Genomic DNA, 14,446 nt, shown 5'->3' on the forward strand with positions numbered 1-14,446 from the left:
GCCGCCTGTGCCTCCCCCGCAAGCGGGGGAGGGGGCGCAGCGCGGCCGCTGATACATCTCATTTCATCATTTGCCAGATCGTCCATGACGCTGACCCTCGAAACCCGCGACCTCACCATCCGCTTCGGCGGCCATGTCGCGGTCAACAGTGTCACCTGCAGCTTCCGCCCGGGCGAACTTACCGCGATCGTCGGTCCGAACGGCGCCGGCAAGACCACTTATTTCAACCTGATCTCCGGTCAGCTCCACGCATCGAGCGGCAGCATCCTGTTCGACGGCACCGACATCACCCAGCATTCCGCGCCGATGCGGACGCGCGCAGGCCTGGGGCGCGCCTTCCAGCTCACCAACCTCTTTCCGAATCTGTCGGTGGAGGAAAACGTCCGGCTCGCCGTGCAGGCCGCCGACGGCACTCACTACGATATGCTGCGGCCCTGGATGGTCCGCCGCGATCTGATCGCCCGCGCCGATGCTATCCTGGATCAGGTCGCGCTCGGCGGCCGCCGTGGCGTCGCCGCGACCGCACTGTCGCATGGCGATCAGCGCAAGCTCGAGGTCGCGCTGATGATGGCGCTCGAGCCAAAGGTCTTCATGTTCGACGAGCCGACCGCAGGCATGAGCATCGACGAGGTGCCGCTCGTGCTGAACCTGATCGCGCAGCTCAAGCAGGACAAGAGCAGGATCATTCTGCTCGTCGAGCACAAGATGGACGTGGTGCGATCGCTCGCCGACCGCATCATCGTGCTGCATAACGGCCAACTTGTTGCGGACGGCCCGCCGGCCGAAGTGATCGCGTCGCCGATCGTGCAGGAAGCCTATCTCGGCGTCGCGCCGAATAAAGTTGGAGGGAGCGCAGCATGACCGATCTGTTGAAGCTCTCCGGGGTGCACACCCATATCGGCCGCTATCACATCCTCCAGGGCATCGATCTCGCTGTCGCGCAGGGGCAGACCACGATGCTGCTCGGCCGCAACGGCGCCGGCAAGACCACGACGTTGCGCACGATCATGGGCCTCTGGCAGGCCTCCTCCGGCGAGATCAGCCTTGCCGGCGAGCGCATCGAGAGCCGTACGACGCCCGACATCGCGCGGCTCGGTGTCGGCTACGTGCCGGAGAGCATGGCGGTGTTCTCCGACCTCACGGTGAAGGAAAACCTGGTGCTGGCGGCGCGCGACGGGCCGCTCGACGACGCCCAGCTCGACTGGATCTTTGGCTTCTTTCCGGCGCTGCGCCGGTTCTGGCTGTCGCGCGCTGGAAGTCTCTCGGGCGGGCAGAAGCAGATGCTGTCGATTGCCCGCGCCATTATCGAACCGCGCAAGCTCCTGCTGATTGACGAGCCGACCAAGGGACTGGCTCCGGCGGTCGTGATGGCGCTGATCGAGTGCCTGAAGGAGATCAAGCGCAAGGGCGCCACGATCCTTCTGGTCGAGCAGAATTTCTTTGCCGCCCGCGAGCTCGGCGACGACGTGCTGGTGATGGACAACGGCACCATCGTCCATCGCGGCGAGATGGCGGCCTTGGCCTCCGACGTGCCGCTGCAGGAGCGGCTGCTCGGCCTCAGCCTGGAGACGCATCAATGACCGAGCTCGCCGCAACCGATCCGCTGCCGAAGCCGAAGCGTGACATCGCGCCGATCCTGCTACCGATCGCGGTCGCCCTGGTGATGATCCCGCTGATCGGCTCGCCCAGCACCTGGCTGACGCTGACGGCCGCGAGCCTCGCGATGGGCATGATGATCTTCATCATGGCCTCCGGCCTCACGCTCGTGTTCGGCCTGATGGACGTGCTCAATTTCGGCCATGGCGCCTTTATCGCGGTCGGGGCCTATGTCGCGACCCTGGTGCTGGCGCCGTTCGCGGCCTCCCTCCAGGCGGATTCGCTGTGGATCAACCTCGCGGTGCTGGCGCCGGCGGCACTGCTGTCGATGGCGGTCTCCGGCGCGCTCGGCCTCATCGTCGAGCGGGTACTGATCCTGCCCGTCTACGGCCAGCATCTGAAGCAAATCCTGATGACGACGGGCGGCCTGATCGTCGCCGAGCAGACGCTCTATGCGGTGTGGGGGCCGCAGATCATTCCGACGCCGCTGCCGACGTCGCTGCGCGGCTCCTTCATCCTCGGCGATGTCGCGATCGCGAAATACCGCGTGCTGGCGACGCTGATCGGCCTCGCCGTCTTCATCGCGATCCAGCTCGTGCTCAACCGGACCAAGCTCGGGCTTTTGATCCGCGCCGGCGTCGAGAATCGCGAGATGGTCGAGGCGCTCGGCTATCGCATCCGCCGCCTGTTCCTCGGCGTGTTCATGACGGGATCGGCGCTGGCCGGCCTCGGCGGCGTGATGTGGGCGCTGTATCGCGAGCAGGTTCACGCCTCCATGAGCGACGACCTCACCGTCTTGATCTTCATCGTCGTCATCATCGGCGGCCTAGGCTCGATCGGCGGCTGCTTCATCGGCGCGATCCTGGTGGCGATGATTGCCAATTACGGCGGCTTCCTGGTGCCGAAGCTCGCCCTCGTCTCCAATATCCTGCTGATGGTCGCCATTCTGATGTGGCGGCCGCGCGGCCTCTATGCGGTGACCAGCCGATGATGATCCTGTCAGGCGACCCGCCGCGCAGCCGCGTGCTCACGCTCATTCTCGTCCTCATCATCCTGGCGCTGCTGGCGACGCCGTTCCTGTTCCCCGGGGCGAAGGCGCTGAACGTCGCAGCCAAGATCTGCGTCTTCGCCGCGCTGGTAGCTTCCTACGATTTGCTGCTCGGCTATACCGGCTCGGTTTCGTTCGCACACACCATGTTCTACGGGATCGGCAGCTACGCGATCGCGATCGCGCTGTACGGGATGGGCCCGAATTGGGGTGCGGTTGCAACCGGCATCGTGGTCGGCCTGCCGCTTGCTGCGCTGCTTGCGCTTGCGATCGGACTGTTCTCGCTGCGGGTGGCCGCGATCTTCTTTGCCATGATCACGCTCGCGGTCGCATCCGCCTTCCAGGTGCTGGCCTCGCAGCTGTCCTGGCTGACCGGCGGCGAAGACGGGCGCAGCTTTCAGCTGCCCGAGCTGCTCAGGCCCGGCACGGTGCTGATCTCCAGGAACGTGCTCGGATTCGAGCTCAACGGCCGCATCCTGACCTACTATCTGGTGTTCGCCGTCTCTGCCCTGATGATCCTCGCTTTGCTGCGGGTGGTGAATTCGCCGTTCGGGCGCGTGCTGCAGGCGATCCGCGAAAACCGCTTCCGCGCCGAGGCGCTCGGCTTCCGCACCGTCTTCCACCTGAGCTACGCCAACTGCATCGCCGCACTGGTCGCCGCCGGCGCCGGCATTCTCAATGCACTGTGGCTGCGCTATGCCGGCCCCGATACCTCGCTCAGCTTCTCGATCATGCTGGACATTCTGCTGATGGTCGTGATCGGCGGCATGGGCACGATCTACGGCGCGATCATTGGCGCCACCATCTTCATCCTCGCCCAGAACTATCTGCAGGCGCTGATGGGCGTCGCCTCCAAGGCGGCGTCGGAAGCCGGTCTGCCGCTGCTGCCGGGGCTGTTACATCCCGACCGCTGGCTGCTGTGGCTCGGGCTGCTCTTCATCGCCAGCGTCTACTTCTTTCCGACCGGCGTGGTCGGGCGGCTGCGCAATCTCGGCGGCGACAAGAGCGCGGGCAGCTCGCATTAACACGCGATTCATGATGCAGCGCGGCAGCTCGCTGGACACGACTGCGATCGCGCAACGGGATTAACGCTCAGGTAACTGGCTTTCCTAAGCTTTACGCCATTTGTGTGCTGTATTCCTGTCCCTCCAGGGAGGGGGCATGCGCCAGGTCTTTGCAGGAATTGCAGCCGGAATGTTCCTAGCCGCGAAGCACGGCTGGGAGGCAGCCGTTCGGCGCGGACCGGTGCTGTGGCTCACTTTGTGCGGCGTGTTGCTGGTCGCGGGGATCTTCGCGGTGACCGCGATGGCCGTCGGCGAATTTCGCGAACGTACCTTGGCCAACCGCGAGCGCGAGCTGGAAAATACGGTGCAGCTGATCGCGCGGCACTTCGATCAGCAATTCGAGGATTCCGACGTCGTCGCCGCCGATGTGATCGGGCAGATGAACCTGCCGGAGATCAGTTCGGCCGCGATGTTTCGCGAGCGCATGTCCGGGCCCGCGACGAACCAGATGCTGCGGAGCAAGATCAGCTCCGTGTCTTACCTCGGCGACATCGCGATCTACGATGCCGACGGCGAACTGATCAACTGGTCGCGGGCCCAGCCGCTCCCCAAGATCAACATCACCTCGCGCGGATACTTTCAGACGTTCAAATCCAATCCGACGGCCGAACCAGTGATTCTGGAGTCGGTCCGCAGCTTCATCATCGGAAAATGGACCACGGTCGTCGCGCGCCGGTTGAACGGCGCGGACGGCAGCTTCTATGGCGCGCTGGTCCGCCGGATCGATCCGGACAGCTACCAGAACTATTTCGCATCCGTTGCGCTGGCGGAGGGCACGGCGATCTCGCTGTTCGACCGCAATGGCAGGATGCTGTCGCGCTACCCGCATGTCGAAGAGCTGATCGGCAGGGACTTCAAGGACGCGCCGCTGATGCGCAAGATGCTGACCGAAGGTGGCCGGCACACCCTGCGCGTCAGGGGCCCGATCGACGGCGACGAGCGCCTCGGCTCCGGGGCCTCGCTTTCGCATTTCCCGCTGATCATCGTCGCGACCAACACCACGAGCGCGGCGCTGGCCGACTGGCGGCAGCAGACCGGTTTCATGGTCACCACCGCCGCGCTTTCGGCAACCGTGATTGCGCTGATCCTGTTCCTGATCGTTCGCCAGATCAACCGGCAGAACCGCGAGGCGCAGCAACGGCTGGAGGCTGAACGGGGGCGGCTCGACACCGCCTTGAACAACATGTCGCAAGGGTTGATCCTGTACGATGCCGCCGGATACATCGTCACCTGCAACCGCCGCTACGCCGACATGTTCGGCCTCTCTCACGACGTCATCAAGCCCGGCTGTCACATCCGCGAGGCGATGTATCATCGCAAGGAGCGCGGCGCGTTCGAAGGCGATGTCGAGGCATTTTGCGCCGACGTCATGAGGATCGTCGCGGAGGGCACGGTCTCCACGAGAACCCATCAGTTGCCAAGTGGCCGAGCTTTTCAGGTCATCAATACTCCGCTCGCGCAGGGCGGATGGGTGGCCACGATCGAAGACATCACCGAGCGCCGCAAGCTGGAGCAGGAACGCGACCGCAACTACATGTTCCTGCGCGAGATCATCGACCACATCCCATCGCAGATTACGGTGAAGGATGCTCAAACGCGGCAATATCTGCTGGTCAACCGGACCGCCGAAGAGCAATTCGGCCAATCGAGTGAAAACATCGTTGGCAAGACTCCCTTCGACATCTACCCGGATGCCTCCGCCAGGATCGTCACCGACGACGACAGCAAGGCGCTGAAGTCGGGCGAGAGATTGTTCAAGGACGAACATGCCTGGCAGAGCCAGGCCAAGGGGATGCGCTACATCACCTCGACCCGGATCGGAATCCGCGATGAATCCGGCGAGCCGCGTTACCTCATCAACGTCGTCGAGGATGTCACCGAACGGCGGCGCGCCGACGAGAAGATCGCGCATATGGCGCATTACGATGCGCTCACCGACCTGCCCAATCGGACGCTGTTCCGCGAGCAGATCGAGCGCGAACTGGAGAAGATCGGCGGCGGCAATCAATTCGCGCTGCTCTATATCGACGTCGACGAGTTCAAGGGCATCAACGATTCGCTCGGCCATCACGTCGGCGACGAGCTGTTGAAGGGGATCGCGGCCCGCATCCGCAGCTGCCTCGGACCGGGCGACCTGATCGCGCGGCTCGGCGGCGACGAATTCGCGGTGATCCAGACCGGGATCAAATCATCCGCCGACGTGGTGTCATTCGTGACACGGATCTTCGAGGCGATCCGCCGGCCCTATCACTGCTTCGGCCATCAGCTCTCCACCGACGCCAGCATCGGCATCGCCATGGCGCCGCAGGACGGCACCGATCTCGACCAGCTCATCAAGAATGCCGATCTCGCGATGTACGGCGCCAAGGCCGAGGGACGCCGCACCCACCGCTTCTTCGAGCCGGAGATGGATGCGAGCGCCAAGGCGCGCCTGAGCCTGGAGCAGGATTTGCGGCAGGCCCTCGTGAACGGCGGTTTCGAGATCCACTATCAGCCGCTGGTCGACCTGCGCACCAACGAGGTCTCGGGCTGCGAGGCGCTGCTGCGCTGGCGGCATCCCCAGCGCGGCATGGTGTCGCCGGCAGAGTTCATCCCGATTGCCGAAGACACCGGCCTGATCAACGAGCTCGGCGACTGGGTGCTGCGCATGGCCTGCAACGAGGCCGCGACCTGGCCGGCGCATGTGCGCGTCGCGGTCAACGTCTCGCCGGTACAGCTCAAATGCTCGACGCTGGCACTGCGGATCGCCGGCGCGCTCGCGGATTCCGGACTTGCCCCGTGCCGGCTCGAGCTCGAGATCACCGAGGCCGTGCTGATCCGCGACGACGAGGCGGCGCTCTCGATCCTGCACCAGCTCCGCGCCATCGGCGTGCGCATCGCGCTCGACGATTTCGGCACCGGCTACTCCTCGCTGAGCTATCTCAAGCGCTTCCCGTTCGACAAGATCAAGATCGACCGCTGCTTCGTCGCTGATATCGCCGAGGCGAGCGGCGCGCCCGTGATCGTGCAGGCGGTGGTGAACATCGCCGCCGCCAGCAACATGACCACGGTCGCGGAGGGCGTCGAGACCGAGGCGCAGCGCGAGATGCTGCGCGCGCTCGGCTGCACGGAGATGCAGGGTTATCTCTTCAGCAAGCCGAAGCCGGCCAGCGAAGTGCGAAAGCTGTTCGGCCCAAACCATGCCTTGCCGGTGGCGGCGGTGGCCTGAGATGGCGAAGCCGGGGAAAGCGCCAGCCAAGACGGTCGACGTTGCGGATTCCTATGCCGTGCGGCTGATGCAGCATCTGGTGGTGCCGACCTTCGTGATCGACCCCAAGCGCCGCGTCGTGATCTGGAACAGAGCCTGCGAGCGGCTGACCGGCGTCGCCGCCTCCGAGGTGATTGGCACCAATAAGCACTGGCAGGCCTTCTACGAGACCAGGCGCCCTTGCCTCGCCGACCTCGTTGCGCTCGACCGCCCGGAACAGCTGCCGGAGTTCTATTCGGAGTATGCCGCGCGCGGCCATAACGGGCTCGGCTTCAGCGCCGAGAACTGGTGCGTGATGCCGAAGCTAGGCAGCCAGCTCTATCTCGCCATCGACGCCGGCCCCATCCACGACGAGGCCGGCCATCTGATCGCGGTGGTGGAGACGTTGCGCGACCTTACCGACCAGAAGCGCGCCGAGATGGCCCTGAAGGAGCTTGCCACCAAGGACGGACTGACCGGCCTGTCGAATCGTCGCGCGTTCGACCAGATGCTGATGACCGAATGGGCCCGCGCCCAGCGGACGCAGAAGCCGATGGCGCTGCTGTTCGTCGACGTCGATCATTTCAAGCTGTTCAACGACCGCCACGGCCATCAGAGCGGCGACGAATGCCTGCGCGCGGTCGCGTCCGTCGTCAGCCGCTATGCCGTGCGCCCGCTCGATCTCGCCAGCCGTTATGGCGGGGAGGAATTCGCGCTGATCCTGCCGGACATGGATTGCGATACCGCTTGCGTCATCGCCGACGAGATCCGCTGCGCCGTGATGGCCTTGCGGATCGCGCATGGCGCCATCGGGGCCGGCGACCACGTCACCCTCAGCGTCGGCGTCGCCAGCCACGTTCCCGGCGAAACCGACGGCAGCCCCGACCGGCTGCTGGGCGCCGCCGACCAGGCGCTCTATGCGGCCAAACGGCTCGGCCGCAACCGCATCATCTGCGCCGAACGGCTGCTCGCCGAGTTCGCCAAGCTCGGGCGGGACGGCGTGCCGGTTCCTGGCCGCACGGCCCGTAAATCAGCCTAGCCCAAATCAGCCTGGCGGGAGACGGCGGAAGCGGTTGCCCGCCCCTCGCCAATCGGCTAAATGAACCTCGACTAGCACCCGTAGCTCAGCTGGATAGAGCGTTGCCCTCCGAAGGCAAAGGTCACACGTTCGAATCGTGTCGGGTGCGCCAGTCTCTTCCAGTGCGCGCTGGAGCTCCCCTCACCCGAGCTGCCTTGTTACCGCTCGCGCTGGAGTCATCGCCTGCTCAGCCGAGCACTCGCTCAGGTCAGCATCGAGATAATCGCCTGGATCTGGTCGGAAGCCGACGTCACCAGTCCGTCATATGACGTCTGGCCGTGTGCGGCAGCCTTCAAAATGCATTCGGCGACGGCGGCCTTGAGACCGAACACCGACTGATGGGCCGGGACGTTTGCCATCACGGTCTCGAGTGCCTGACGCATCGTGTGAACGAGCTCGGAGCTGTATTGCATGTGCTGTCCTCCGCCAGCTCATATTAGGTCGCCCGCCGATGCTTGCCACTCACAAGCCTGAGATTGTTCTTTGATGAGCTCTGGACTGAACGTCTCAATTCAAACGCCAGATGGCCGCATTGAGCACGCCGGCAAACGCGACCCAGGCTGCGTAGGGCACGAACAATGCGGCGGCCAGCCTGTCTCGTGATGCCTCCAGACGGATGTAGGTCACGATCGCGACGAACAGGCAGATGAGGATGACGAGCGCAGCTCCGATCCGGTGCATCGTGAACATCACCGGCGACCAGGCGAAATTGAGGATCAGTTGCGCGGCCCAGGCCTGCATCGCTTTGCCCATCATCGCTTCGCCCATGGGTTCACGGCTGGGTTCACGGCGGAAGGTTCGCCAGCCCGCGACCGCGATCATGATATAAAGGATAGTCCACGCCACCGGAAACGCCCAGTTCGGCGGCACGAAACCCGGCTTGGCGAGAGCCGCATACCAGTCTCCGGGGAGATTGGTCGCGCCGATCAGCCAGCCGAGTCCGACCACTCCGACGACGAAGACCAACAACTGAAACATCCATCACCTCGCGCTTCACCTCGCGCAATTGTATCATCTTTCCATGAGCGAATCCGACACGGCGACGGGCGAGGCCTCGCCCGTCCGCAAGATCATCCATATCGACATGGATGCCTTCTACGCGTCCGTGGAACAACGCGATAACCCGGAGCTGCGCGGAAAGCCGGTCGCGGTCGGAGGCTCGGCGGAACGTGGCGTTGTCGCGGCCGCCAGCTATGAGGCCCGCGAATTCGGCGTTCGCTCTGCCATGCCATCCGTGACGGCGAAGCGACAATGTCCCGATCTGATCTTCGTCAAGCCGCGCTTCGAGGTCTACAAAGCGATCTCCAGGCAGATCCGCGACATCTTCGCGGAGCATACCCCGATCATCGAGCCGCTGTCGCTCGACGAGGCCTATCTCGACGTGACCGAAAACCTGCAAGGCATCCCGCTGGCGCGCGACATTGCACTCAGGATCCGCGAGAGGATCAAGGCCGAGACGGGCCTCAACGCTTCGGCCGGCATCTCCTACAACAAGTTCCTGGCCAAGCTCGCCTCCGATCATCGCAAGCCCAACGGTCAGTTCGTGATCTCACCGGAGATGGGACCCGCCTTCGTCGAGACGCTGCCCGTCGGAAAATTCCATGGGATAGGCCCGGCCACGGGCGCGAAGATGAACGCGCTCGGCATGTTCACCGGTCTCGATATTCGTCGTCAGACGCTGGAGTTCATGAATGCGAATTTCGGCAAGTCGGGCGCCTATTACTACTGGATCTCGCGCGGTGTCGACGAACGGCCGGTCCGGGCCAACCGGGTCCGCAAGTCCATCGGCGCGGAGACCACGTTTTCAAGCGATCTCACCGAATTCGACACGCTGGTCCCCGAGCTCAAGCCGCTTGTCGATAAGGTGTGGCGCCATTGCGAGGCGACGGGCAGCCGTGGCCGCACCGTCACCTTGAAGATCAAGTTTGCCGACTTCGAGATCATCACGCGCAGCAGGTCGGCCCCTTCGCCGGTCGCAGGCCGGGACGATCTTGAGCGGCTGGCTTGCGGCCTGCTCGAAGGCGAGATTCCGCTGCCCAAGAGCGTCAGGCTGCTGGGAGTCTCGCTGTCTTCCCTCCAGGCCGGGGACGATGCGGAGCCGCCGCAGCTGACTCTCGGCATCTGAACCAATCTAACGGGCTTTCGGCGAACGCGGACAGCTGCGCAGAGCGCGCTCACTCCGTGAATGAACGGCGGCGGGCTTTCAGCCTCGCCACCGAAGGTCGATCCGCTGGGCTGGATCAATGCCTCACGTGCTCGAACACGACGATCACGCCCGTCGGCTCGGGCTCGTGCGCCATCAGGCGGGTCAGCTCGGAATCGCCCCAATCGGCGAGGCTGACGACTTCGCCGCTCTGGCGCTCGGTGCCGGGTGGCGCCGTGGGCTCGACGACCTTCAGCCCTGTCTCGTCGACGAAGAAAGTATGCTCGCCGAACATGCTGTTGAGCTGCGGCATGGCGGGATGCTCGTCGGGCAGCACCTGAGCGCCGAGCTGGTTGACGGTCTGCTTCACCTGTTCGGATGTGAGCTTCATGAGCTGCTCCGTTTCTGTCACGTCGGTTTCATTGAGCTGAGCCAAAGCGGGCGTTCCCTGCGCCGATGTTCGCCCGGCCCAATCTCCCGAACAGGTGCTACGCACAAATGTTCCGGAGAAATGCATTTCGTGATCGCGTGTCGCGTCTGCCGCGCTTGCGGCACGAGATCGCCACAGGACGCACATGATTCGACATCCCAAGAGCCAAATTCCAACAGCTGAATTCCAAGAGCCGAGTTCGCTACTCGCTTCTGTTCTCGCCGACGGACAGTGCGCAGATGCGTGACAGATATGTGTAGGACAGCCCGGTCTCCTCGGCCCAAGCGTTGAACTGCGCCTGCACTTTTGCCAGATCCCCCTTCGACTTGACCTCTTCGGCAATATCGAGACCGGCATCGCGCAGGCACGCCACGACGTCCCTGGACGTCACAAAGCCGTCCCAGCCGACGAACCGCAGCAGCATCTGGCCGGTGTTGCCACCCAACCGGCTGCCGCGCTTGCTCAGGAGATCGAGCAGGCCGATCTGGTCGGACGGCGGCCATTTCGCCAGAAACTTGCCGAAACTGCCGTGCTCTCTTGTGATCTCCTGGATGAAGGCGGCGTTGTCGCGCACCGACATGATCTTGGCACCGTTGCGCACGATGCGCGCGTCGCGCAGCAGGCCCTCCCAATAATCCTCCGGCTGGAAGGTGAGCTTGGCCGGCTGGAAACGCAGGAAGGCGTCTTCAAACCCGTCCCATTTCGTCTCGATCACGCTCCAGGCAAAGCCCGCGCAAAACACACGCTTCGTCATCTCTGCGAGGATGCGGTCGTCGCTGCGTTTGACGAGGCCCTTCAGGTCGGGCTTTTCGGGCATCAGCTTTTCGAGCGCCTTGGGCCCGCCCTTGCGTTTTTCGGCGCGAGCACGAATGGTCTTGAAGGAGGTCATGCGGACACGAGCTGTTGGGGATACGAGCTGTTGAGGGTACGCCACGACATCAGAATTCGATGATCCGGTCCAGCCCGGCGACGCTTCGATGCTTGCACCCGCGGATGGGCCGCAGCATACTGCCCGCATTGAATTGGCGAGAGATGCGGCTGGTCTGCTTCTTGCGTTCAGATATTTTGCAATCCCTGAGCATTTTTGACGTCTCACCCCTGGATTTCCAATGCGATGCCTGGTCGTGGCCGACCTGCACTATTCGCTGCCTCAGCTCGACTGGCTCGTCAGCGCCGCTCCGCAATTCGACCTCGTGATCTTCGCCGGCGATGCACTCGACATCGGCTCGATGGTGGATTTTCGCGCGCAGATCGTGGTGGTGAAGAAGTACCTTGCGCTGCTCGCCACGAAGACCCGGGTGATCCTGTGCTCCGGGAATCACGATCTCGACGAGCGCAATGCGGAAGGCGAAAAGATCTCGCGCTGGATCTCGGAGGTGCGCGAGTTGGGCATTGCCTGCGACGGTGACAGCCTCACCGTCGGCGACACGCTGTTCACGGTGTGCCCATGGTGGGATGGGCCGCTGGTCAAGCAACGTCTCGTCGCGCAGCTCGGCGCCGCCGCGGCCAACCGGCCGCAGCGCTGGATCTGGATCCATCATGCGCCGCCGGCGGATTCACCGACGAGCTGGGGCGGCCAGCGCTTCTTCGGTGACGTCGATCTGGTGCAATGGATCATGCAGTACCAGCCCTCGATGGTGATCTCGGGCCATGTGCATCAGTCGCCGTTCACTACCGATGGCTCGTGGTTCGACCGGCTCGGCCAGACCTGGGTCTTCAACACCGGCCTGCAACCCGGCCGCCCGCCGACATATATCGTACTGGACCTCGATGCGGACAGGGCGTTCTGGCTTGCGGCCGGTGAGGCGCAATGGATCGATCTTGGCGCGCCGCTGCAGCGGCCCGCCGCTCCGATCGAGGCGGCGCCCGACTGGCTCACATTCTTGGATCGGATTGCCGATCCGAGCCTGGCGAGACCTCGAGCGGCGGCAGGTTGATCATGCTCTGGAGCACCTCGCCGACCATGGCCAGATGCGTGCCGTGGCCGGCATATTGCTGCTTGAGATCGGCGAGATAGGTGTTGGCCACATTGAGCCGCTGCGCCAGCATCTTGGCGATCAGAAGCGCCACGCCCGCCTCCTGCTTGAGGAACGAGGCGGCGTCCTCGAATTCGTAGACGACGGAATCAGAGCAGGCCCGTACGGTCGCCGTGTGCGGCTGCCCCAGCAGCACCGACATTTCCCCCAGCACCGCGCCGGGCTCGGCCACCGTGGCGACCACCATCTCGCCCTTGAGCACTTCGAGCTTGCCCTGCATCAGCACATAGAGATGACCGGTGGTGCCACCCTCGGCGACGATAAGCGTGCCGGCCGCAACCTGCCGCTCCGTCCCACCGGTGCAATAATCCAGAACTGCGCGCATCCGACCAAGCTCCCGTCGTAGGGAGATACTAGGGCACGATCGGCGTCGCGCGCTTGCTCAAATTTGTGGCAAGACCCGCACCCGCGACAGACGCTTCGCGAGATGGACCGACTGCCAGTTTCCGAGACCGGTGTCCTCGAATCCTGCCTTCTTCGCAAGGCCGCGCATCTCGGCGTTCACGCGCGCGGTCTCGGCTGCAATCATCTCGTGACCGAGATCGCTCGCGTGCTTCTCCATGGCTGTCATCATGCGGAGGCCGACGCCCTTGCGCTGAAAGACATCGGCAACGGAGATGGCGAAATCACCATGCCGGGCAGCCGCATCGTAGGCGTATCTGGTTTCGCCGATGATCGTGCCTTGCCCTTCCTGCCTGATCTCGGCGAGCAGGGTGAAATGACCGGGATGGCTGGTCTTGGCGACGCACTCGGCCGCGACCACGCCAAGGTCCGCCCGCGCGCCCATGAAGCGCTTGTTGCGTGATGTCGTGGAGAGGCTCGTGAAATAAATCGAGAGGCCCTCGACATCGGACGCGCTGGCCGGCCTGATACGGACCGTGGCGCTGGCTTCGGCTGACTCGACAACGGCATCCAGCAATGACTGTGACATGCGCGAGGCTCTCGGCAGGTTGCATTGAATGCAGACCTAGCCGGGACCGCCCGCTTAGCGCTTGGACGGGGCTGCCAATCTTGCGGCCGAAAGCGAACTGTTTCGCGCCTCAGTGCCGGGCATCACACGCGAGAGAGTGAAGGCACCTCCTCCGGCACGATCGCCTGGAGCCCGCCGAAGCGGCGCTCGCGGCCGTGGAAGGAGACCAGGGCCGCAGCGAGATCGCCCGCGTCGAATTCGGGCCACATCCGTTCGGTGAAGTGCAGCTCGGCATAGGCACCTTCCCAGAGCAGGAAGTCCGACAGCCGTTTCTCACCCGAGGTGCGGATGATGAGGTCGACGTCGCGCAAACCGGCCTCGCCGGTGACGAGCTGCGAGAACGCCTCGCGGGTGAGACTCGTCAGCGCCGCCGCCTTCGCCGCCGCGTTGAGGATGGCGTCGCGGGCGGAATAGTCGACCGCGATACGCACATGAAGCGTGCTGCCTTGCGCGGTGGCGTCTTCCGCACGCGAAATCGCATTGGCAATGCCGTCGGGCAGACGGTCGCGGCGGCCGATCACGGTGAGGCGCACGCCGTTCTTGACCAGGCTTTGCACCTCGTTGGCGAGGTAGAATCGCAGAAGCGTCATCAGCGCGGCGACCTCGGCCTTCGGCCTTCGCCAATTGTCGGTGGAGAAGGCGTAGAGCGTCAGCGTCCCGATGCCCTGCTTGGGCGCGGCTTCGACGATGCGGCGGATCGCCTCGACGCCGGCCTCATGGCCGCGAACGCGCGACAGGCCGCGCCGCGTCGCCCATCTGCCGTTGCCGTCCATGATGATGCCGACGTGAAGCTTCTCGTTGAGGGACGCAAGGTCACTTTGCATTGCAAAGTCTCCGGTCAAAAAAGGGGGAGGA

General features: G+C 64.2%; 15 protein-coding genes and 1 tRNA gene. 9 read left to right on the forward strand and 7 right to left on the reverse strand.

Annotation, left to right across the window (positions count from 1 at the left end; translation table 11 throughout):
- The first annotated feature begins 84 nt into the window (after nucleotides 1–84).
- From AC0L21_RS13875 to AC0L21_RS13905, 7 genes are all read left to right on the forward strand, one after another.
- The gene (locus AC0L21_RS13875) at nucleotides 85–861 is read left to right on the forward strand and encodes an ABC transporter ATP-binding protein (protein WP_473262306.1); all 777 of its coding nucleotides are present in this window, start codon (nucleotides 85–87) and stop codon (nucleotides 859–861) included.
- Nucleotides 858–1,580: an ABC transporter ATP-binding protein gene (locus tag AC0L21_RS13880; RefSeq protein WP_473262308.1), complete on the forward strand. Its 723-nt coding sequence runs from the start codon at nucleotides 858–860 to the stop codon at nucleotides 1,578–1,580. Before AC0L21_RS13875 ends, AC0L21_RS13880 begins: the two co-directional genes overlap by 4 nt.
- Complete coding sequence (locus AC0L21_RS13885; RefSeq protein WP_027566072.1) at nucleotides 1,577–2,587, forward strand: branched-chain amino acid ABC transporter permease; 1,011 nt, start codon at nucleotides 1,577–1,579, stop codon at nucleotides 2,585–2,587. Before AC0L21_RS13880 ends, AC0L21_RS13885 begins: the two co-directional genes overlap by 4 nt.
- The gene (locus AC0L21_RS13890) at nucleotides 2,584–3,669 is read left to right on the forward strand and encodes a branched-chain amino acid ABC transporter permease (RefSeq protein ID WP_473262311.1); all 1,086 of its coding nucleotides are present in this window, start codon (nucleotides 2,584–2,586) and stop codon (nucleotides 3,667–3,669) included. Before AC0L21_RS13885 ends, AC0L21_RS13890 begins: the two co-directional genes overlap by 4 nt.
- 136 nt (nucleotides 3,670–3,805) lie before the next feature.
- On the forward strand, nucleotides 3,806–6,916 hold the full coding sequence (locus AC0L21_RS13895; protein WP_473262315.1) for a bifunctional diguanylate cyclase/phosphodiesterase: 3,111 nt from the start codon (nucleotides 3,806–3,808) through the stop codon (nucleotides 6,914–6,916).
- Between the two features lies 1 nt (nucleotide 6,917).
- Nucleotides 6,918–7,973 carry a sensor domain-containing diguanylate cyclase gene (locus AC0L21_RS13900; protein ID WP_473262317.1) on the forward strand — a complete coding sequence of 352 codons (1,056 nt, stop codon included), beginning with the start codon at nucleotides 6,918–6,920 and terminating at the stop codon, nucleotides 7,971–7,973.
- 74 nt (nucleotides 7,974–8,047) lie between these two features.
- A tRNA-Arg gene (locus AC0L21_RS13905) sits at nucleotides 8,048–8,124 on the forward strand.
- A 91-nt stretch (nucleotides 8,125–8,215) separates the two neighbouring features.
- On the opposite strand, the gene AC0L21_RS13910 is transcribed toward AC0L21_RS13905, so the two are convergent.
- Together AC0L21_RS13910 and AC0L21_RS13915 are read right to left on the reverse strand one after the other, a co-directional pair.
- Nucleotides 8,216–8,425: a hypothetical protein gene (locus tag AC0L21_RS13910; RefSeq protein WP_211395202.1), complete on the reverse strand. Its 210-nt coding sequence runs from the start codon at nucleotides 8,423–8,425 to the stop codon at nucleotides 8,216–8,218.
- A gap of 94 nt (nucleotides 8,426–8,519) precedes the next feature.
- Entirely contained in the window at nucleotides 8,520–8,990 is a 471-nt protein-coding gene (locus AC0L21_RS13915) for a TspO/MBR family protein (RefSeq protein WP_473262320.1), read from the reverse strand.
- Nucleotides 8,991–9,033: 43 nt separating this feature from the next.
- Here AC0L21_RS13915 and dinB point away from each other — a divergent pair, with 43 nt between their 5' ends.
- On the forward strand, nucleotides 9,034–10,137 hold the full coding sequence (gene dinB / locus AC0L21_RS13920; RefSeq protein WP_473262323.1) for a DNA polymerase IV: 1,104 nt from the start codon (nucleotides 9,034–9,036) through the stop codon (nucleotides 10,135–10,137).
- Between the two features lie 115 nt (nucleotides 10,138–10,252).
- Here the strand turns inward: dinB and AC0L21_RS13925 are convergent, their stop codons facing one another.
- Both AC0L21_RS13925 and AC0L21_RS13930 read right to left on the reverse strand, forming a co-directional pair.
- Nucleotides 10,253–10,546, reverse strand: coding sequence for a hypothetical protein (locus tag AC0L21_RS13925; protein WP_007598221.1), 294 nt, complete (start codon nucleotides 10,544–10,546; stop codon nucleotides 10,253–10,255).
- Between the two features lie 241 nt (nucleotides 10,547–10,787).
- Nucleotides 10,788–11,474 (reverse strand): DNA-3-methyladenine glycosylase I, encoded by a 687-nt coding sequence (locus tag AC0L21_RS13930; protein ID WP_473262325.1) that lies wholly within the window; start codon nucleotides 11,472–11,474, stop codon nucleotides 10,788–10,790.
- Nucleotides 11,475–11,694: 220 nt separating this feature from the next.
- On the opposite strand from AC0L21_RS13930, the gene AC0L21_RS13935 reads away from it, so the two are divergent.
- Nucleotides 11,695–12,522 carry a metallophosphoesterase family protein gene (locus AC0L21_RS13935; protein WP_473262329.1) on the forward strand — a complete coding sequence of 276 codons (828 nt, stop codon included), beginning with the start codon at nucleotides 11,695–11,697 and terminating at the stop codon, nucleotides 12,520–12,522.
- Here the strand turns inward: AC0L21_RS13935 and AC0L21_RS13940 are convergent.
- From AC0L21_RS13940 to AC0L21_RS13950, 3 genes are all read right to left on the reverse strand, one after another.
- Nucleotides 12,461–12,946, reverse strand: a complete 486-nt coding sequence (locus AC0L21_RS13940; RefSeq protein ID WP_007598226.1) for a Crp/Fnr family transcriptional regulator — start codon at nucleotides 12,944–12,946, stop codon at nucleotides 12,461–12,463. The genes AC0L21_RS13935 and AC0L21_RS13940 overlap by 62 nt on opposite strands.
- Before the next feature lie 57 nt (nucleotides 12,947–13,003).
- The gene (locus tag AC0L21_RS13945; protein WP_473262335.1) at nucleotides 13,004–13,552 is read right to left on the reverse strand and encodes a GNAT family N-acetyltransferase; all 549 of its coding nucleotides are present in this window, start codon (nucleotides 13,550–13,552) and stop codon (nucleotides 13,004–13,006) included.
- 122 nt (nucleotides 13,553–13,674) lie between these two features.
- The gene (locus AC0L21_RS13950) at nucleotides 13,675–14,415 is read right to left on the reverse strand and encodes a di-trans,poly-cis-decaprenylcistransferase (RefSeq protein WP_473262338.1); all 741 of its coding nucleotides are present in this window, start codon (nucleotides 14,413–14,415) and stop codon (nucleotides 13,675–13,677) included.
- Between the last annotated feature and the right edge of the window lie 31 nt (nucleotides 14,416–14,446).

This window comes from Bradyrhizobium sp. WSM4873 (assembly GCF_055811355.1).

What these genes read in the sequence shown, in the direction of transcription:
- AC0L21_RS13900 (WP_473262317.1), top strand. Translation starts at nt 6,918, where the DNA reads ATGGCGAAGCCGGGGAAAGCGCCAGCCAAGACGGTCGACGTTGCGGAT.
- AC0L21_RS13940 (WP_007598226.1), bottom strand. Translation starts at nt 12,946, where the DNA reads ATGCGCGCAGTTCTGGATTATTGCACCGGTGGGACGGAGCGGCAGGTT.
- AC0L21_RS13890 (WP_473262311.1), top strand. Translation starts at nt 2,584, where the DNA reads ATGATGATCCTGTCAGGCGACCCGCCGCGCAGCCGCGTGCTCACGCTC.
- AC0L21_RS13950 (WP_473262338.1), bottom strand. Translation starts at nt 14,415, where the DNA reads ATGCAAAGTGACCTTGCGTCCCTCAACGAGAAGCTTCACGTCGGCATC.
- AC0L21_RS13915 (WP_473262320.1), bottom strand. Translation starts at nt 8,990, where the DNA reads ATGTTTCAGTTGTTGGTCTTCGTCGTCGGAGTGGTCGGACTCGGCTGG.
- AC0L21_RS13880 (WP_473262308.1), top strand. Translation starts at nt 858, where the DNA reads ATGACCGATCTGTTGAAGCTCTCCGGGGTGCACACCCATATCGGCCGC.
- dinB (WP_473262323.1), top strand. Translation starts at nt 9,034, where the DNA reads ATGAGCGAATCCGACACGGCGACGGGCGAGGCCTCGCCCGTCCGCAAG.
- AC0L21_RS13910 (WP_211395202.1), bottom strand. Translation starts at nt 8,425, where the DNA reads ATGCAATACAGCTCCGAGCTCGTTCACACGATGCGTCAGGCACTCGAG.
- AC0L21_RS13885 (WP_027566072.1), top strand. Translation starts at nt 1,577, where the DNA reads ATGACCGAGCTCGCCGCAACCGATCCGCTGCCGAAGCCGAAGCGTGAC.
- AC0L21_RS13895 (WP_473262315.1), top strand. Translation starts at nt 3,806, where the DNA reads ATGCGCCAGGTCTTTGCAGGAATTGCAGCCGGAATGTTCCTAGCCGCG.
- AC0L21_RS13930 (WP_473262325.1), bottom strand. Translation starts at nt 11,474, where the DNA reads ATGACCTCCTTCAAGACCATTCGTGCTCGCGCCGAAAAACGCAAGGGC.
- AC0L21_RS13925 (WP_007598221.1), bottom strand. Translation starts at nt 10,546, where the DNA reads ATGAAGCTCACATCCGAACAGGTGAAGCAGACCGTCAACCAGCTCGGC.
- AC0L21_RS13945 (WP_473262335.1), bottom strand. Translation starts at nt 13,552, where the DNA reads ATGTCACAGTCATTGCTGGATGCCGTTGTCGAGTCAGCCGAAGCCAGC.
- AC0L21_RS13875 (WP_473262306.1), top strand. Translation starts at nt 85, where the DNA reads ATGACGCTGACCCTCGAAACCCGCGACCTCACCATCCGCTTCGGCGGC.
- AC0L21_RS13935 (WP_473262329.1), top strand. Translation starts at nt 11,695, where the DNA reads ATGCGATGCCTGGTCGTGGCCGACCTGCACTATTCGCTGCCTCAGCTC.